Source organism: Streptomyces sp. PA03-1a (assembly GCF_033792805.1).
Classification (GTDB): domain Bacteria; phylum Actinomycetota; class Actinomycetes; order Streptomycetales; family Streptomycetaceae; genus Actinacidiphila.
The window spans coordinates 1-17291 of sequence record NZ_JARAVO010000075.1 but is presented as its reverse complement, the minus strand read 5'-3'; the positions used below and the strand labels follow the sequence as shown (position 1 = coordinate 17291).

The 17291-nt window shown below is 70.1% G+C and carries 19 protein-coding genes; 10 read left to right on the top strand and 9 right to left on the bottom strand.

From position 1 onward, the window contains the following. The first annotated feature begins 26 nt into the window (after positions 1-26). Entirely contained in the window at positions 27-455 is a 429-nt protein-coding gene (locus tag PV341_RS18655; RefSeq protein ID WP_500358420.1) for a cytidine deaminase family protein, read from the top strand. A gap of 56 nt (positions 456-511) precedes the next feature. On the opposite strand, the gene PV341_RS18650 is transcribed toward PV341_RS18655, so the two are convergent. From PV341_RS18650 to PV341_RS18635, 4 genes are all read right to left on the bottom strand, one after another. Continuing rightward, positions 512-937, bottom strand: coding sequence for a VOC family protein (locus tag PV341_RS18650; protein WP_500326123.1), 426 nt, complete (start codon positions 935-937; stop codon positions 512-514). A 149-nt stretch (positions 938-1086) separates the two neighbouring features. Continuing rightward, a complete protein-coding gene (locus PV341_RS18645; RefSeq protein ID WP_500358418.1) occupies positions 1087-1419 on the bottom strand; it encodes a hypothetical protein in 333 nt (110 codons plus the stop codon). A 34-nt stretch (positions 1420-1453) separates the two neighbouring features. Next, complete coding sequence (locus tag PV341_RS18640) at positions 1454-1726, bottom strand: DUF3253 domain-containing protein (protein WP_500326126.1); 273 nt, start codon at positions 1724-1726, stop codon at positions 1454-1456. Between the two features lie 1306 nt (positions 1727-3032). Beyond that, positions 3033-3305: a hypothetical protein gene (locus PV341_RS18635; protein ID WP_500326128.1), complete on the bottom strand. Its 273-nt coding sequence runs from the start codon at positions 3303-3305 to the stop codon at positions 3033-3035. A 692-nt stretch (positions 3306-3997) separates the two neighbouring features. Here PV341_RS18635 and PV341_RS18630 point away from each other — a divergent pair. After that, positions 3998-6727, top strand: a complete 2730-nt coding sequence (locus tag PV341_RS18630; protein WP_500326129.1) for a tetratricopeptide repeat protein — start codon at positions 3998-4000, stop codon at positions 6725-6727. 186 nt (positions 6728-6913) lie between these two features. Beyond that, on the top strand, positions 6914-7159 hold the full coding sequence (locus tag PV341_RS18625; RefSeq protein WP_500358416.1) for a hypothetical protein: 246 nt from the start codon (positions 6914-6916) through the stop codon (positions 7157-7159). A gap of 142 nt (positions 7160-7301) precedes the next feature. On the opposite strand, the gene PV341_RS18620 is transcribed toward PV341_RS18625, so the two are convergent. Continuing rightward, positions 7302-7850, bottom strand: a complete 549-nt coding sequence (locus tag PV341_RS18620) for a GNAT family N-acetyltransferase (protein WP_500326130.1) — start codon at positions 7848-7850, stop codon at positions 7302-7304. Positions 7851-8180: 330 nt separating this feature from the next. Here PV341_RS18620 and PV341_RS18615 point away from each other — a divergent pair, with 330 nt between their 5' ends. The 6 genes from PV341_RS18615 to PV341_RS18590 all read left to right on the top strand — a co-directional run bounded on the left by PV341_RS18615 (position 8181) and on the right by PV341_RS18590 (position 12770). Beyond that, the gene (locus PV341_RS18615; protein WP_500326132.1) at positions 8181-8903 is read left to right on the top strand and encodes a hypothetical protein; all 723 of its coding nucleotides are present in this window, start codon (positions 8181-8183) and stop codon (positions 8901-8903) included. Between the two features lie 86 nt (positions 8904-8989). Next, positions 8990-9664, top strand: a complete 675-nt coding sequence (locus tag PV341_RS18610) for a response regulator transcription factor (RefSeq protein ID WP_500326134.1) — start codon at positions 8990-8992, stop codon at positions 9662-9664. Continuing rightward, positions 9661-11016, top strand: coding sequence for a HAMP domain-containing sensor histidine kinase (locus tag PV341_RS18605; protein ID WP_500326136.1), 1356 nt, complete (start codon positions 9661-9663; stop codon positions 11014-11016). Before PV341_RS18610 ends, PV341_RS18605 begins: the two co-directional genes overlap by 4 nt. 123 nt (positions 11017-11139) lie before the next feature. Further along, positions 11140-11592 carry a hypothetical protein gene (locus tag PV341_RS18600; RefSeq protein WP_500326138.1) on the top strand — a complete coding sequence of 151 codons (453 nt, stop codon included), beginning with the start codon at positions 11140-11142 and terminating at the stop codon, positions 11590-11592. A 315-nt stretch (positions 11593-11907) separates the two neighbouring features. Further along, the gene (locus tag PV341_RS18595; protein WP_500358415.1) at positions 11908-12417 is read left to right on the top strand and encodes a hypothetical protein; all 510 of its coding nucleotides are present in this window, start codon (positions 11908-11910) and stop codon (positions 12415-12417) included. 83 nt (positions 12418-12500) lie between these two features. Beyond that, positions 12501-12770, top strand: a complete 270-nt coding sequence (locus PV341_RS18590) for a hypothetical protein (protein ID WP_500358413.1) — start codon at positions 12501-12503, stop codon at positions 12768-12770. A 349-nt stretch (positions 12771-13119) separates the two neighbouring features. On the opposite strand, the gene PV341_RS18585 is transcribed toward PV341_RS18590, so the two are convergent. From PV341_RS18585 to PV341_RS18570, 4 genes are all read right to left on the bottom strand, one after another. Next, complete coding sequence (locus PV341_RS18585; protein ID WP_500326141.1) at positions 13120-14025, bottom strand: hypothetical protein; 906 nt, start codon at positions 14023-14025, stop codon at positions 13120-13122. A gap of 302 nt (positions 14026-14327) precedes the next feature. After that, complete coding sequence (locus tag PV341_RS18580; RefSeq protein ID WP_499510022.1) at positions 14328-14768, bottom strand: VOC family protein; 441 nt, start codon at positions 14766-14768, stop codon at positions 14328-14330. A gap of 393 nt (positions 14769-15161) precedes the next feature. Further along, a complete protein-coding gene (locus tag PV341_RS18575; protein WP_500326143.1) occupies positions 15162-15722 on the bottom strand; it encodes a hypothetical protein in 561 nt (186 codons plus the stop codon). A 34-nt stretch (positions 15723-15756) separates the two neighbouring features. Next, positions 15757-16209: a hypothetical protein gene (locus PV341_RS18570; protein ID WP_500326145.1), complete on the bottom strand. Its 453-nt coding sequence runs from the start codon at positions 16207-16209 to the stop codon at positions 15757-15759. A 586-nt stretch (positions 16210-16795) separates the two neighbouring features. On the opposite strand from PV341_RS18570, the gene PV341_RS18565 reads away from it, so the two are divergent. Then, the gene (locus tag PV341_RS18565; protein ID WP_500358411.1) at positions 16796-17287 is read left to right on the top strand and encodes a hypothetical protein; all 492 of its coding nucleotides are present in this window, start codon (positions 16796-16798) and stop codon (positions 17285-17287) included. The last annotated feature ends 4 nt before the right edge of the window (positions 17288-17291 follow it).

Below are 17291 nucleotides of genomic sequence, written 5' to 3'. Positions count from 1 at the left end.
GAATGCAGTGGCCTCGGGGTGGCCGGGTGGGTATCTTCCAGCAAGTGATCATTGTGTCGAACGATGAACTGATCGCTGCCGCGGAGGCCGTGCTCCATCCGCACAGGGTGGGTGACCGGCTGTTCGGCGACGTGGGTTCCACGCTGGTCACCGATGCCGGCAACCTGTATTCAGGCGTGTGCATCGACACCGGGTCGGGGACCGGGTTCTGCGCGGAGCACTCGGCCATCGCCGCCATGGTGACCGCTCGGGAGTACCGGATCGCGAAGGTGGTCGCCGTGTGGCGGAATGACGAGGGCGTCTTGCACGTCCTCCCGCCATGCGGCCGGTGCCGGGAGTTCATGCGCCAGATCGACCCGGCGAACCTGGATGCCGACGTAGTCCTGGGACGCCACAAGACGGCGAGGCTGCGCGAACTCCTGCCCGCCCATCAGTGGCCTGACCCGTTGGACTGATCTGTGACGGTGTCAATCCAGGCCTGCTGATACCCGGCCTGGAACCATGCGCTGCGTCAAGACGGCCCGTCCGGTTTCTGACCTGCGGCCGGTCGCGCCATGGACTGCGCAATCTGTACGGGGTTGCCGTCGGGGTCAGCCGTCCAGGCGATCAGCAGCCGATCCAGCCAGGCATGCGGGGGCGCCAGGGCGGGTGCTCCGTCCGCGACAAGAGCGTCGTAGGCCGCGGTCGTATCGTCCGTCCAGAGGACGACGGCCGCGCGCTGGCCGTGGACAAGCGGGTCAAGGCCGTGGTCATCGCGGGTGGAGGCAGCGGAGGCGATGCCGATCTTGTATCCGTCCAGGCTGAGATCGACGTGAATCGGCTCGCCCTCCATGGGCACACGGAACGTCTCGGTGAATCCCAGCCGGACGTAGAAGGCAACGGCCCGCGGGAGATCATCACTGAACAGAATCACTTGAGGCGTCCGGAAGGCCGACATGGGGCCACCGTACCGGCGGCGCCCCGCGGACGCACCAAGGGACGTCGGCGATGTCAGGATGCTCCGTGCGGTTCCATGGGCTCGGCCCGGCATCGGCCCAGCCCATGGAACCCGACCGGGGCGCGTCCCGCCCCCGGTCCACGGACGTTCTACGGCGTGATGCGCAGGGCGTCCACCATCCCCACCGAGGTGCTGCGGTTGACGATGCGGATGGTGTGCGTACCCCGGGTCAGGCCGCTGCGTTGCCAGACGGTCTGCTGCGCCTGCCGCGCGCCGGAGACCCGCAGGTCCACCGTCGCCTGGAAGGCGCCGTAGAGATAGACGTCGACCGGTCCCATGTCGCCGTTGCGTTCGGAGAGGTAGGCGACTCCCGTCCCGGTGAAGGTGTACTGGGCCACGGCGTTCACCGTCGTGCTGTGGTGGGTGTCGTCGTTGTAGTCGCCGTAGCCTCGCCCGCTGGTCGCGTACCAGCGGCAGACCACCGGGCTCCGAGCAGCGGGCAGGCCCGGGGACAGGTCAGCGGAGGCGGCGGATACGTATGGGGCCGCGGGCCTTGTCCGGCTCGACGGGACGGCCGGCCTGGGTAATCTCGACCTCGCCGGCTGCGGCCAGCCGCCGGGCCGCTCGCCGGGCCGGTTCCATGAGCGCGCGCCAGCCGTCGTCATCCCCTTCGTAAACCGCCCGCGCGGCGTCAGAAGGGCAGATCGTCGCGGTCGGCGCACGACGGTCCAGCAACTCCAGGATGGCCCACTCCAGGCGCTGGTCCGTCTGCCGTTCCCTGTGCGGCACTCAATCAGTGTCGCAAAGACGACGAGCGGTCGCTCCAGCGGCCGTCGCCCCGACGCGCATCGCCGACCGGATCCGCTCAGCTCTGCGGCTTCCTTGATCACGTCGGTGAACCTGGTCACCTGCCCGGACAGGTGGAGACGCAGGCTTACCTTGCCGGCGGCCCGCCGAAGCGCGGATGTCCTCCGCCGCGCCGTCGCGGGCGGGAACGACCGGGCCGTCGGGGTGACGCCGTCCGGCGCCTTCTGCCACGCCACCGTCTCGCGCACCTCGAGCCAGCGCTGCAGGTGGTCCGGCGCGGGCCCGGCGGGGTCCACGCCGTCGTTCGGCCGCAGGGACAGCGCAATCCGTTCCGCGATGTCCTCGACGAGCACCATGTCAGGGCCGGTCCAGCTCTTGAACCGACCGCCGATGGCCTGGTCGACCAGCTCCTGCGCGGCATCGGTTGCGACTCCCCAGCGGCTGAGGAACCAGATGAGCACTTGCTCACAGTGCCCGTGCCAACCGCTGCCGCACCCGGTGCGGTCGGTCACCTGGAGGATCAGGTTGCGCGCGGCGCGCTCCCACAGGATCCGCTGGTCCTCGACGGCGGCCAGGTCCAACGGGTACGCCTCGAACCACCCGGCGAGGCTCTCCAGCCATCCGCGCCACTCGCACAGCGCCGCGACAACACGGGCGAGCGTCTCGTCCGGAGTGGTGATCGAGTGACGGGGGCAGCACCAGTTCCCGACCGGCCCGCCGTCGAAGTCGCCCTCGTCGTGCGCCCAGCGCCAGCCCACGGCCCAGCGGCCATAGCGCTCCACGAGGACATGCGACATGGCGTCGGCCCAGAGTTTGCCCTCGCCGCGGCTCCAGGCACTCACTGCCGGGTTGGCCGAAGCAACGTCAGGGCGGCGGGGCACACGCCCGGCCGGCCCGAGCGAAGGCACCACCTGCGCTGCCGACGCGCTGTCGAAGGGATGACGGGTGGGGTCCGCCTCGTCCCAGCTCAGAAAGCCAGGGGCCAGCACGGGAATCACCGCGCAAGCCTGCACGTCTACTGGCGCCCGTTCAAGGGGATTACCGCACGGCGCTGCCCATCGGCGCCCCTCTCCCCGACGCACTGGCTTGGCAGGGACGCAGATGCCCACCAGCCTGCCACTGCCGGCCTCCAGGAGGGGGAAGGCCGGATGAGCCGGGACGGCAGCCGGTACCCGGACGTTCAGGGCGGGCCGGACACCACGGAGCGGCGCGATCGGCGTCGGCAGACCCACTTCTCGGTGAATCCGCGCGGGCCCGCGGCCGGGGCGGTGAGATGAGACGCGGAGCGTCACACCCGGGTTCGGGTGACCTCGACCACGACGACCGTCGGCCGGTCGGGGATCACCGCACCCTCAGTCGGGTCGTGCGCGGTGTAGACGCCGTCCTGGGACTCGCCGTACTGCAGAACGTCGGTCTGCACATCGAGCACCGCGTTGTATCCCCACGGTCCGGTCAGCCGGACGACGGCACGGATCCTGGCCGGTGCGGAGCGTGTGTTGACAACCCTCACGCCGACCCGGAAGGCGTCGCCTGTCTCCTTCAGCACGGGCTCACGCACCATGACCCCGTCCTTGAAAGCGGCGGTCCCCGCGTCGCCTGTTCCGCCGCCCCGCGGCTCGGCTTCGGACCGCGACGGGCTCGGGTGAGCCGTCACCACGACGAGCGGGGCCGGTGACGTCGTGCGAGCCGCGGACGGCTTGCCCTCCGACGGGCCGCATCCGGCCGCGAGAGCGGTCGCGGCCACGACCGCCAGCGCCCGGCCGATGCAACGGCCGGCAGGGCGCAACACTGCAGCGTCGAAGTCCAATGTGGTCCCCTCGGTCACGGAAGCCGCCTTCGGCCTCTGGTCACCGGCCCGGTATGCGCGCTGAAGCCGCCCCAGCCGGGGCCATGACGGGGGTGTTGCCCTCAGGTGACGGGAGGCCTGCCCCCTTGATCATGCAGAAAGGAAGATTACGGGAACGCGCGTTCGCATCGGAAGGGTGTAACCGCATCCACCCGGGCATCGGCCGGTTCTCGCTGATCGGTGACCGAAAGGCGGCACACGTGCCTCCGTCACCTCAGCACCTGGCCGCACAGCCCACCGGGACGAAAACCCCCAGTGCGTGACTCGCCATGTTCACTCAACCCGCTGTCAGCCGACGCTCGCCATTGGGTGCGACATTGGCCCGTGTGACCGGCCCCGACCTGGCTACCCGCACCTGCCACGAGAGCCGGTACGATCGGGCACCGGCGAAACTCGGGGGAGGCCGCGTGTCGGGACAAGTCGCTGCACGCCGCAACACGTTGCTGGTGGCCGCCGCGACCGGTGTGGTCGCCGGACTGGGCCTCACCGGCGACATCATCTTCGACGTGTTCAAAGGCCATACCGCGTGGGCTGTCTGCGGCGGCGCGGCTGTGATCGCGGCCGGCCTGGGCGCGTACGGGACACTCAGAGCCCAGCATGCCGAGGAACCGGTGCCTGCCCCGGAGTCGGCGCCCCAGGCGCTGCCTCCCCGTGAACTTCCCACCCGGGAAACGCTGGCGGGCGACACCACTGCCCTGGACGGATTACTCGCCCACCTGCGAGACGTGCCCGCACCCGGCAACCGCACGCTCCCCTCAAGCGGCCTCCAGAGCCAGTCGAAGCTCATCGTCGTCCATGGTCAGCCCGGCGTGGGCAAGACGACCCTGGCGCTCAATGCCGCGCACGAGGTGAAGGACGCCTACCCGGACGGCCAGATCTACCTCGACCTCCACGGTGACAGGGCGACTCCGAGGAGCACCGCGGACGCCCTCGCCCACATGCTCCGCAGCCTGCACGTGGCGCGGGAGGACATGCCGGACTCCGCCGACGAGCGAGCGGCGATGTTCCGGACGCTCACCGCCGACCAGAGGCTGCTCGTCCTCCTGGACAACGCGCACGGTACGGATCAGATCGAGCCTCTGCTGCCCACGGGCGCCGGGTGCTCGGTCCTGATCACCTCCAGGCGGGTGCTCTCCCTCAACAGCACCACCCAGCGGGAGCCCGTCGCGGTGCATCTGCCGGACGACCAGAACGCACTTGCCGTGCTCTCCCACTACGCGGGGCAGGAACGCATCGCCGCCGAGCTGGCGGCGGCGATGGACATCGTCCGCTTCTGCGGCAACCTCCCTCTGGCCCTGCGGCTGGTCGGCTGCAAGCTGAAGCAGCGTTCCGGCTCCAGTCTCGCCCGCATGCGCATGCTCCTGGAGGACGAGAGGAGCCGCCTGGACCACCTGAAGTTCGAGAACCGCAGCCTGACCGCTTGCCTCATCTTCAGCTTCCAGGGCCTCACGCCGACCACTCGTGCCTCCTTCGCCATGCTCGCCTCCCTGCCTGCAGGTCGCTTGACGGACTGGCACTTCGCCCGGATCGAGGCGACCCGCGGGGCCGGCGTCACGGCGGGCGACGAACTGGTCGAGGTCGCGATGATGGAGACACGGGACGGGGAAGGCGGCGGCTCCGAAAGCAGCTACCGCATCCACGACCTGATCCGTGTCTTCGCTGCACGCCAGTACGAGGAACTGCCGCCGGAGGAACGGAACGCTTCGGAGGAACGCCTGGTCCGGGCCTACCGGGACGCCGTTGTCCACTGGGCGGCTCAGCGCGCCCCGGAATTGCGTTCCGAGATCGACCCCGATCGCGTGACGGACCTCCGTGACTCTCCGACGACGGCCGCCGAGTGGGTCGCCGGAGAGCAGGACCGTCTGTTCTGGGCGATCGAGCGTGCGCGGAACCTCGGGCTGAACACGGTGGCGGCGGAGATCGGGGAGGGGCTGTCCTACTTCCTCGACGACATCACTTTGGCCCCGAACTCCGCCGACTGGCTCTTCAATGCTCCTGGAGAAACCCGGTCGCGGGTGCTGGCCGGTCTCCGCAGGGCACGCGCCAGGGCCGCCCTGGCCGAGGGAAACCCGGACAGGGTGCTTTCGCTCCTGGGCCCGAACGGCGACGATGCAGCGGGGAGCTCAGCGGACGGGGTCTCAGAAGCGCGGGACGCGATGCTCGTTGCCCGGGCGCACTCCATGAAGGACGACTACCGCATCGCCCTCGACGGCATGACGATCGCGGTGGACCGGCTCCGCACGGCCGGCGACTCCTGGCACACCCTCGGTTCCCTCGAGTTGCTGGGCGAGCTCCAGCGCTGGCGTGGCAAACCGGAGCTGGCCGAGCAGAGCCAGCGGGAGGCTTTGCGCATCGCCGAAGAGGCGGGCGACCTAAGGGCTCAGGCACGTCTGCGGCGCACCTTGGCCGAGACACTGGGCTATCTGCGCCGCCCGGCGGAGGCCGCCCCGCTGCTCGATTCCGCCAGGGACGACTTCAGGCTCCTCGGTGACCGCCGCTGGGAGGGAGCCACCGAGTACGCCCTCGGCAAGATCTACCGGCTCCTCGGAGAGCGCCAGAAGGCGAGCGACTGCTACAGCAGGGCGGAGGGCATCTTCGGCCCGATGGGCGAGCGGCTGTGGGTGGGCCGGGTGAACAACGCCCGTATCCGCGTCCTCGCCGGCATGGGACAGCCCGATGAGGCCGCCGCCACCGCCCGCGAGGCGATCGCGTTGTTCGAGCAGCTCGGCAATGAGATGTGGGTGGCGCACACCCAGCGGGACGTCGGCTGGCTGCACCTGCGTGCCGGACGTCCCCAGGACGCCGAGGCGCCGCTCACTCACGCCGTGGACGCCTGCGCTGCAGCCGGCGATGCCTACGCGGGTGCCATGGCACGTCACTTACGGGGGGTGGCCTACCGTGAACTCGGCCGATACCCGGAAGCCCATGGCGACTTCGACGCCGCGCTGGAGGTCTACAGGTCCGGTTCGTACGAGTGGAACGAGGCCGCTGTCGCCCACGACGTGATCCGCACCCTTCGAGCCGAAGGCCGCACTCAGGAAGCCGACATGATGGAGCGGAACTCGTCAGCCGCCAACCCGGTCTTCGACCGGATGCACGGCCGGGACGGGGCGGTCGCGGTGCCGGACGAGGACTGAACCAGCCAGAGATGGACGTGCAGGGCACGCGACGCTCCGCTGCGCGTTAAGTATCAGCCGGCCTTGGGAGGTCGACGTCAGCGAGATCATCGTCCGGCCGACTGCCAGCGCTGCCTGAACAGCGCCGCTGGGCGGCCTGCCGCACAAGCAGTGGGTAGTTCGCTGGGCTCACGCCCCAGAGGTCGCGTGGTTCACATCCCGTCCCCGCTGCCAACGTCCGTCCCCTGCCTGACTTCTTGTCGGGCAGGGGCCGGAGCAGTTTGTACGGCCCGCCGGCCCCTCGACCGGCCGGCGAACAACAGCAACGCGAGCGCCGTCCTGATCTCCACGGCGCTGCCTGACCGGCCGCATCTGCTGCTGCCGGTCCTCGCCTACGGCCTCTTGCAGAAGGCCGCCGCCAACCAGGTCATGCGCAAGGCCGGACAGCGGTAGAGGCCCTGGCCGTCGCTGAACGTGGTGGTCTTGACGGTGTTCTGCCTGCGTTTGCCGGAGACGGAGGCCCGGAGTCCATGACGGGCCTGCGGGCAGGTCACGGCCCGACCGGACGCTTGCGGCGCCCGCCACGGCCGTACGGCTACTCGGCCTGGATCGCGTCAGCGGGAACCTCGAAGACGAGCTCGCGCCCGTCGCGCTCGTTCCCCCGCTCGCCGACGCACGTGAAACCGAAGCCCGCGATGGTTGCCAGGGAGGCGTGGTTGTCGGATCTGACAGTGGCCCGCACGGTCCTGACACCGGGTTCGGCGGCGGCCCGGACGAGCAGCGCTGCCAGCATGGCGCGGGCATAGCCCTGGCGGCGGTACCCGGGCACGACGGTGTAGCCGACCTCGACCGTCCCGGCCTCGTCCGGCGGCCCGTGGAACCCGGCGTCGCCGACGACGGCCCCGTCCGGCTCGGACACCGCGGCCCGTACGATCCAGGGCGCGGCAGACGGGTCCGCGGCAAGCTGGCCGGCGCGATAGCCGAAGATCCCGCGGGCCCGGTCGGAGACGAAGTACTCGTCGAGGGCGACCCCGGCTTCGGCGCTGCCGCCTGCGAGGTCACCCTCGGACAGCGCCCGTAGCGCCTTTGCGCTGAGCTCGACGAAGCGGACGCGTTTGGGGGCGGAGTGAGGTTCACTGGTCATCGCGGAGATGCTCGCCCAGCGCCGTAAGGCTGTCCACCGCTTTACGGCTTCAGCAGTCACGTTGACCGTCCGCGACACCGCTCGACCGCGCACAAGCCGCCAGGCCGGCACACCCGAAGCCCCATTTCCCCCGCAGTCGTTGGGCCTGCCGCTCGTCCCCCAGGCTCTTGGGCTCACCTCGTTCGAGCCGCAGGGTCGGCTCACCGGGAGCAGGTGATCTCTAAGGCCGGCCTAAGGTTCCCTGAGAGTTTCCTTGAGTTCCTGATGGTCTTCTCGGCCGTGGGCGCCGGCAGCCGCCGGACCGCCCTGGGAGTTCGAAGGAGACCAGGTATGAGCAGTAGGGCGCGTTGGATCACCGTGGCGGGTGCGGCCGCCGCGGTGGCCTGCCTGACGGCGTCCGCGGTTGCGGCTCCGTCGCCCGGCCCGGCCAAGTCCGAGGCGGTCGTGGCCGCGACGGCGAAGGGCAAGCCGGACAAGGGCGGGAAGCCGGGGAAGCCGACGGAGGACCGGGCACGGACCGCGGAGGCCCTGGCGAAGGGCGTCGCCGCTCGGCTGGGGGTGAGCCTGGCGTCCGCGCAGGAGGCGGTCAAGGAACTGTTCGCGCTGTCCGACCGATCCGGCGGCGTCGACCCGGACGGCGCGCAGTTCGCGGCGATCGCGAAGAAGCTCGGGGTCAGTCCTGACCGCCTGGAGAGGGCCCTTGGTGAGACCAAGCGGGCCCTCGGCAAGCAGGTCGTGAACGACAAGCACGCGGGCAGAGGCAAGCCGGGCGACGGCAAGGTCGTCATCAAGCACCGGGGACCGGACGACGACGCCGATGTGAAGCTCTTCGCGAAGGGCGTCGCTGACCGGCTGGGGGTCGGCACCGTCGCGGCGGAGCGAGCGGTCGGGGAGCTGTTCGCGCTGGCCGACCGGCCGGGCGGCCTCGACCCGCACGGCCCGCAGTTCGCGGCGATCGCGAAGAAGCTCGGAGTCAGCGCCGACCGGTTCGAGGAGGCTCTGTCGGGCACCAAGCAGGACCTGGCGGCCGGTGAGCAGTCCAAGAAGGGCTGAGCGGGCTAGGCCGGGCGGCCGGTCCGGGGCAGTCCGGGCCGGCCGTCCTTATCCGTTGTTGACCTACCGGACAGGACGATGCGGTCATGCGTGTGCTGGTGGTGGACGATGACGACGCGGTGCGCCTCGCGCTGGCCCGGGCTCTGGCCCGGGACGGCCACGAGGTCGCCGAGGCGGCCGACGGAGTGGCGGCTTTGGAGGCGCTCGGCGGTAGCCGGCCTGATGCCGTCGTCCTCGATGTGCTGATGCCGGAGCCCAATGGCCTGGAGGTGTGCCGCCGGATCCGGGCCCGGGGCGATCGCGTGCCGATCCTGATGCTGACCGCGCGGGACCTGGTGGAGGACCGGGTGGCCGGGCTGGACGCGGGCGCCGACGACTATCTGGTCAAGCCGTTCGCCCTGGACGAGCTCAGGGCCCGGATCCGGGCCCTGCTGCGGCGCAGCGGTGCCGCACAGGAGGAGGTGATCCGCTTCGCCGATCTGGAGCTGGATGCCGCTGCCTGCCGGGCACGCCGCGGTGGGCGGACGCTGGAACTCACCCGTACCGAGTACGCCCTGCTGGAGCTGTTCTTGCGTAACCCGCGACGAGTGCTGAGCCGTTCGCTGATCTTCGAGGCGGTGTGGGGGTACGACTTCGGCCCCTCGTCCAATGCGCTGTGGGTCTACATCAGTTATCTGCGCGGCAAGTTGGAGGCCGGTGGTGAGCCGCGGCTGCTGCAGACCGTGCGGGGACTGGGTTATGTGCTGCGGGAGGAGCCGTGACCCTGCGCAACCGGGTCGCGCTGGCCGGTGGTGCCGTGGTCTGCGCGGCCCTGGTGCTGGCCTCGCTGATCATCTATCCCTCGCTGAGCGCCGGACTGCACCGGCAGAGTGACGACGTGCTGGTGTCCGCCGCCGACCGGGACGCCTCGCAGTTGCTGAAGGAATTCAAGTTCAAGGTCCAGCAGATGGAACGGGAAGGCACACGTCTGACGGTGCCGACCTCACCGGTCACCGTCGGCTCCACGCAGTTGCAGTTCATGGTCCCACCGGTCGCCCCCGGCCCGGGTGGCGGCTTCATTCCCGTCACCAAGCACGACGTCCAGGTCGCCCTGGGCAAGGCGCCGGCGTACTTCCAGGACGCGGAGTTCGAGGGGGTGAGCTACCGGGTGTACACCGCGCCGCTCACCGACTGGGACGGCGCGCTGGTCCGGGCCGCCATCCGTCAGTCGGTCGTCGGCTCCACCCTGGACCGGCTCACCGCCCTGCTCGCCGTGATCACTGCGGGCGGGACCCTACTGGCCGCCTTCGGCGCCCGGCTGCTGGCCGGCCGGGTACTGCGCCCGGTACGGCGGCTCACCGAGACGGTCGAGCACGTCACGGCAACGCAGGATCTGACGGCGCGCATCGACGTGCGGGGCCGCGACGAGATTGCCCGGCTCGCACGCTCCTTCACCGCGATGATGGCGGCAGTGGAGGAATCGGTGAGGGCCCAGCGACGGCTCGTCGCCGACGCGTCGCACGAACTGCGCACTCCTCTCACGAGCATCACCACCAATCTGGAACTGCTCAGCGAGAGCCCCGGCCTGGCCGACCCGCAGGCCCCCGCCCTGGTCGAACAGGCCCGCACGCAGGCCCAGGAACTCCGGGACCTGCTCAACGACCTGGTGGAGCTCGCCCGTTACGGGCAGCAGGACGCCCACACCGAGGACACCCGCCTCGATCTCCTCACCGAGCGGGTCGTGGCCCGTACGGCCCGGCGCAGCCCCCGGGCGTCGCTGCGCACGGAGCTGACCGAGTGTCTGGTGCATGCCGACCCCGAAGCGTTGGAACGCGCCGTCGGCAACCTCGTCGACAACGCCGTCAAGTGGAGCCCGGACGGCGGCGACGTGCTGATTGAGGTGTCCCGCGACGGCACCGTCACGGTCACCGACCAGGGCCCCGGCATCCCGGCGGACGACCTGCCCTTCGTGTTCGACCGGTTCTACCGCTCGCCAACCGCCCGCTCCCTCCCCGGGTCCGGACTCGGGCTCGCCATCGTCAAGCAGGTCGCCGAGACCCACGGCGGCACCATCACGGCCGAGCCGCTGGACCACGGCCTCCGCATGCGGCTGTCCCTCCCGCACCTGGCCTGATCGACCGGGTGGGCCTGCAGTTCGACGGCGTGACGCCCATCAGAGGCTCGGGAGTGCGAGTGTCACCCGTGAGCGCGGTAAATGGAGATGCCGTCCCCTGACCTGCACAGGCAGGATCGCTCCATGTCGACCGATATCAGCGGAATGATCGAATGCCGGCCTGGGGCCCGTCTGTGGGGCCCCGACGACGAAGACTCCGTGTGGGAGGTCGCCATCGATCTCTTCCTCCTCAACAGGGGCAACGCCTACGACGGGCTGGCTTGCCTCTTTGGAGTCCGAAACTCCTTCGGCTTCCGTCCCCTGGCGGAAGGCCGCGGCTTTCCGGATGACGCCTCGGATGGGCTGCGAGGTGGGTTCGCAGGCTACGGCGGGCCCCGCGATGTGCACGGGACCACGTGGCTGACCTGGGCCGAGCTGAGCACCGTGGACTGGCAGGAGACCGACACCTCAGGGACCCGAACGCGCGCCTCAGCCGCAGGGAACGACACCGACTGGGGCCGGGTCTGGAGCGTCATGCGCATCCTCAGCGAGGTCCACGGAGCCGAGAACGTACGGCTTGTCGTCTGGTTCCACTGACCCACAGCTGAGCACCTGGTAGGCACTGCCCGGCAGGTCGAACGCTCAGCTCGATGCACCCTCTGGAGAGAGGTGGCCTCGGTAGTACGGCGGGAGCGGTCAGGTTGTCCTTCGCGGTATTCGATCCATGGGGACGATGCGCCAAAAGAGTTTGTCATGAGGTCGTATGTCGACGACGATCACCTCGTGACGACCGGAAAGGGCCATGCCGTCTAGGCGCCCCGCTCCGCTCTCCACCGCTCGCGCGCCGCCGACCGCTGCTCACCGCAGCACCCGATGGCCGTGACCGCCCACCCCACCCAGGAGAGCCCGCCCGTGCAGAAAACTGCCCTCATTCCGTACGCCCACCTCCCACAAGAGCACCATGACCGCCACGTCCTGACCAGTACCGTCGACGTCTTCGGCGCCGCCCACTGGCTGCTGGCCGAACGCGCTCCGCAGCCCGGCGGCGACGTCCTTCCCTTCGACGCGCTGGTCGTTTCTGTCGATCCCGGCGGCAACGTCGAAGTCACCGAGCTGAGCGCCGTGCGAGCCCGCTGGCCGCACCTGGACCGCCTGCCCGAGGGCGGGTTCGTCGTCGCCGCGTCCCGCGCCCGCCGGTACGAGGACGCGAACCAGGTCCAGGTCTTCGACGCGCTCGGCCGCGAGACCTCGTCCTTCTCCGTCGGGGACGCCATCGAGCACCTGCTCGTCGACGAGGCCGACCATATCTGGGTCGGGCACTTCGACGAGAACCCCGCCGGAATCCGCCGCTGGAGCGCCACGGGCCGACCCTCCTGGACGTCGGCGCCCTCATCCCCGGTCTCTTCGACTGCTACGCCCTGAACGTGTCGGGCACCGTCGCCTGGGCATGCCCATACACGGACTTCCCACTCGTCGAGATTCGGCCCAACCGCACCGACCGACCCGTGAGGGTGTGGGCGAACCGCGTACGGGGCGCCCATGCAGTGGCCGTCCACGGTGGGCGGGTCGCCTTCTACGGCGGCTACGGCGAGGAGCGGGACCGACTCGCCCACGGAGAGCTCACCGAAACCTCCGTCGAGCCAACGGACGTCGGCCTGCTCACCCTGCCCAATGGCCTTGCCCCAGGCCGCCGGCGGGTGGTCGGCCGGGGAAGCAGGATCTACGTCCAGGCGGAGCCGTTCACCACGTGGGGCGTGTTCGACCTCAGCGGCTGATACGCAGCACTGGAAAGGCCGTTTCCACCCAGTCGCCGACCACCGGGCGGACGGTCCCGCAAGGAGTCTGCTGCGGCGCATGCCCGCCAGGGTCCAGCGGTCTTCGACCGGTAGGGCGAAATCTTCGACGAGCAGGGACCCGGCGCTCTTGTGCTGCGCTGACTCTTCACGCCGGAGTGGACCCACGGTCGAGACACGGTTGCACTGCCCGGCACGAGCGGGCGGGCCGGCTTGCCCTTGGGGGGAGTCCTGAGCATGGGAGTTGTCCATCCAGGCCAGGTCTCGCGCTCCGTCACACCCGGACCGGTTGCCAGTGGGACTACCGGACTCCCGTCCCGGACACCGCGAATCAGCTCGCGCGTCGCCCTGTGAACAGGTCCTGGTACGACGTGGACTGGAGCTGCAGGGGTGGAGCCAGGTCGCCAAAGGACTTGCCGAAGGCTTGCGGCGACCGCGCCAGTTCCATCAGCACCTGGTCCGCCGCGTCGTCGCCGGCAAGGTTGGGCGCCAGGGCCGCGCAGGCCCGAACGCCCGCATGCGGGTCAGCCAGCCAGGGACGCGTGTCGCCGTCGAGGTGGCCAATGGCGATCACCATCGTCGCCAGGTCGTGCGAGGTATCGGCGGCCCGGACCATCGACGTCAACTGTTCCAGCAGCGCCGGACGTTGTGCGGAGGCTGCGGGATGCCGCGCCAGTGACCCGACAGCTGCGGCGGCGCATGTCCTGCGCCTGGCGCGTTCCGACGCGAGGTGCGGCAGTGTTCGCCGCAGGAGCGCGGGAACCAGGTCGAAGCAGGCGAGCGCCGCCTGATCGAGGACGAGTTCACCCAGTCCCGTGCCGTCCCGCCACATCCGGGCCCTGCCATCCGCATCGGTCGACACGTACGCGGCGGTCCAGGCCCGCAGCTCCGGTACCCGGTCCTCGACCCGAGCACGGAGCTCCGCAGCCCGGTCTCCGAGGTCGGCGGCGACGCCGACCTCGTACAGGTAGGCGAGCATGGCATCGGGCAACGAGGGGTCATCCGGCCCCAGCAGCGGATTGTCCAGGAGCTCGGCGACGAGCAGCGCGGTGGGCGCCGTCGCAGGCCAGGCCTTGCCTTCGCGACGAAGCGTCGCCGACCACAGGTGCGAGTACCCGTCGACGAAAGCCTCCGCATCGTCGCCGAGGAGAGCAGCCAGGTGCCGCGGCGTGTCGTCGGCGGGGCCCGAGGCATGGAAGAGGCCGGCCCACTCCACGTCATGCGTACGGTCATCCACAACGGGGATGGTGCCACAACAGCTCGCCGGGCTCACATTGCCCAGACTCACTCCGGGGCGGCGGACACGTGCACCCAGCCCGGCCCCCGACCCCGGACGCGGACACGCGACCCGCCGACCTCGCTCAACCCGCAATCACGAACCGGACATCAATGTGCGTATCGCTCTCTGAACGCTGATTTCCCCTCCGCACCCGTGGCTGGGGGGGAGTGCGGGCCCGTCCAGCAGCCTGCACCGCCCCTGTCGCGGATGCGTCATAGCGGTGCTGACCGTCGGCATGCTCGGCGTGCGGCAGGCCCGCGTCAGCCGATCTGTTCGGCCAGGGCGACGATGATGCCTGCGGGGCCGCGGAGGTTGCAGAGCCGGTAGATGTTCTCGTACTGCGCCACCTCGCCGAGGAGTTCGGCGCCGTGGGTGCGCAGGCGGGCGATGGTGTCGTCGATGTCGTCGACGGCGAACATGACGCGATGCAGGCCCAGCGTGTTGGGCGGAGGGTTCCGCGGCTCGGCGTCGGATACCGCGGGGGTGTGGAATTTGGTCAGCTCCAGTTTGCTGTGGCCGTCCGGGGTCCGCATCATCGCGATGTCGCTCCGGACGCCGTCGAGTCCGACGGTGCGGTCCGCATAAAGGCCTTCGATCTGCGCCTTGCCTTCCAGCTCCATGCCGAGCTCGGTGAAGAAGGCGACGGCCGCGTCCAGATCGTCGACGACGATGGCGACGTTGTCCATCCGCAGAATAGTCATGTCTCCGAGCCTAACGACTCGATGCGCCGAGGCGCGGCGGGCGGCCGGTGCCGGGCCCGATGACCAGCTGGTCTTCGTCGACCGGGTGCTGATCACCCTGCTCCACCTGCCTCTGCGGCCACTGCACGCGGCGCCGGCCGAGCTGTACGGAGCGACCCGGCCCACCGTTACCCGTGCCATCCACGAGATCCGTCCTCTGCCGGCCCGGCGCGGCGGCATGCCGCTGCAGCGGGACCCCGGACGGCACGAGTCCCCCCGAGACCCACGCCACCATCGCCGGCCTGGTCTCGGACCGCACCGCCCGCAGCCCGACCCGGCACATCACCGGGGCTCTCGACACCGCTTGGCCGGACACGGGGGCCGGAACTCTTCGAACCGGCGCCCGGCCGCTCACTATTGCTTCTCGACGTCCTTCACCGAGGACGGCCCCAACTGCTTGGCGCTGGCGTACTCCGGCATCGTCATGGGCTTGTCGAACAGGAAGAACGACTGGTTCGTGCCGACCGTGAACTCCATGTACGCGTTCGTCGTCGCGTCGAAGCCGTAGTAGGCGTTGCAGGTCGAACCGGAGGTGTACGTGCCGTCCATGCCTGGCTGCGCGAGGACCGCGACGCCGTTGGAGGTGGACTCCACCCGCTCCGTCGGCGTGAGCATCTTGCAGCGCGGCACCGGCAGGCCCTTCATGATGAAGTACCCGTACTCGCCGTTGGCGTTCTGGATGTAGACGTAGGAGAGTTTGCCCCGCTGCCCCCACGTCTTGACCCACTGGTTGATCGCCTCGCGGGTCGGCGAGTACTCCATGCGGCCCGCCGGCTGCTGGGCCACGAGGCGGTCGTAGTTGTCCTGCTTGGCCTTGTTCTCCTTGTCCTGGCTGGACTCGGTGCAGGACGTCAGGACGAGACCCACAACGAGCGCGACGAGGGTGGCCAGGGCCATGCGTGCGTACTTCTTCATGCGGTGCTGCCCTCTTCCCGGATTGAGGTGCGGATCAGTTGGTGCACGTCGTGCGCTCGGCGGTGGCATCCAGCCGGTACGGCAGATCCTTGTCACGGAAGGGCGCGCGGTGCTCCTGGGCGGCCTTCGAGTTGTAGGCGTTGACCGACTCGATCCGCGTGGCCTTCAGCGCGGTGATCGACTGGTCGATCTGCGTCGTGCGGATCTCCGAAGCGGCCTTCCGCTCCTCCCGGAGCGCCTGGATCGTCCCTTCGGCGTTCTGCACGGCCGCGCACAGATCGAAGAACTCCTCGTAGGTGGTCTGACGGAACTCGCCCGAAGCGACGGTGTTCTCGCGCTCGTCCGCCTCACCGCGGAACGGGGCGGTGATCCACCCCGCGCCGCCGAAGGCGAACACCCCGATCACGTACAACACCGCCAGGGCGACAACTCCGCCGACGGCCCATGCGCCTAACCGTGCCCCCTCGCGTAGCTGCCCCATGGCCATCCCCCTTCACATGTGGCTCCGCGGCGTCGAACCACCTCTTGCGAAGGAGGACACGGCACCCGGGTGAAACGGTTCCGCTGGCGCGAGCGTCAGGAACGAGCCACTGCCGGCACACGGTCCGCTCGGCCAGGCGGCGTCGGCACGCCACGCCCGACCGGTAACCGAGTTCCTGCGGCGAGGGTTTCCCGGAGTTCTCGGTCCGCAGCGCACATGTGCGTGCGACGGGCCGCCGCGTCCCCGCATCCGCGACGTCGAGAACCAGGGCTCCACCCGTGTGATGGCCAAGCTCGGCAGGGCTCACGATCGCACGACGGCCGTGCCCGGTATCGGGCAGCCGGTGCGGGTCACCGCGATCACGCCGGAGCGGTACGCGGCGGCGCGGCAGGGGTTACGCCCGGCGCCCGTCAGACCCCGCCCGCTGTGGCCGGGTTGGGGGCGGGCCGGCTGCGCATCGGCCGGGGAACTGCCATAGGGTTCGGCGCGGACCGGCTCGTTCGGTCAGTTGCGGTACAGGGCAGTTCAGTTCAGGTCAGATCAGGTCGCAGTCAGGCAATCGCCCGACAGGCACGTGCAGGGGAGCACCAGCGTGAGTCTCATCAAGAAGGCATTCGAAGTCATCGAGAAGGGCTTTGACGCGGGCGGTGACGCCATCCACGACTTCACCGTCAACCGCCGCACGGCCGAGCTCTTCCTGAAGCTGGGTGTCGCGGTCTACGCCGAGCAGCGCCTCGGCGGCTCGCACGAGCCGGTGGAGCGGATGTTCGAGGCCCTGGAGGGCCATGTCGCCGAGAACGGCGAGGTGGAGCTCGACCACCTCAAGGAGGCCCACGAGGTCCTGGGCGAGGCGTTCGTGGCCAAGCACACCGCGGAGATCGAGGCGGCGGAGGCCGCCGAGGCCAAGGCCGTCGAGGAAGCCAAGGCCGCCGCTGCCGCCGCTGCCGCCGTGACTCCCGCGGCTCCCGTGGCGGCCCCCGCGGTTCCGGCACAGGCCCCCGCTCCTGCCGCTCCCGTCGAGGAGGCCGCCGCCCCCGTCGCCCCGGCGGAGGCCTCCTCGACGGGAGGGGCAGCCGGCCCTTAAACCC

What these genes read in the sequence shown, in the direction of transcription:
- PV341_RS18650 (WP_500326123.1), bottom strand. Translation starts at nt 937, where the DNA reads ATGTCGGCCTTCCGGACGCCTCAAGTGATTCTGTTCAGTGATGATCTC.
- PV341_RS18635 (WP_500326128.1), bottom strand. Translation starts at nt 3,305, where the DNA reads ATGGTGCGTGAGCCCGTGCTGAAGGAGACAGGCGACGCCTTCCGGGTC.
- PV341_RS18620 (WP_500326130.1), bottom strand. Translation starts at nt 7,850, where the DNA reads ATGACCAGTGAACCTCACTCCGCCCCCAAACGCGTCCGCTTCGTCGAG.
- PV341_RS18615 (WP_500326132.1), top strand. Translation starts at nt 8,181, where the DNA reads ATGAGCAGTAGGGCGCGTTGGATCACCGTGGCGGGTGCGGCCGCCGCG.
- PV341_RS18610 (WP_500326134.1), top strand. Translation starts at nt 8,990, where the DNA reads ATGCGTGTGCTGGTGGTGGACGATGACGACGCGGTGCGCCTCGCGCTG.
- PV341_RS18600 (WP_500326138.1), top strand. Translation starts at nt 11,140, where the DNA reads ATGTCGACCGATATCAGCGGAATGATCGAATGCCGGCCTGGGGCCCGT.
- PV341_RS18580 (WP_499510022.1), bottom strand. Translation starts at nt 14,768, where the DNA reads ATGACTATTCTGCGGATGGACAACGTCGCCATCGTCGTCGACGATCTG.
- PV341_RS18575 (WP_500326143.1), bottom strand. Translation starts at nt 15,722, where the DNA reads ATGAAGAAGTACGCACGCATGGCCCTGGCCACCCTCGTCGCGCTCGTT.
- PV341_RS18570 (WP_500326145.1), bottom strand. Translation starts at nt 16,209, where the DNA reads ATGGCCATGGGGCAGCTACGCGAGGGGGCACGGTTAGGCGCATGGGCC.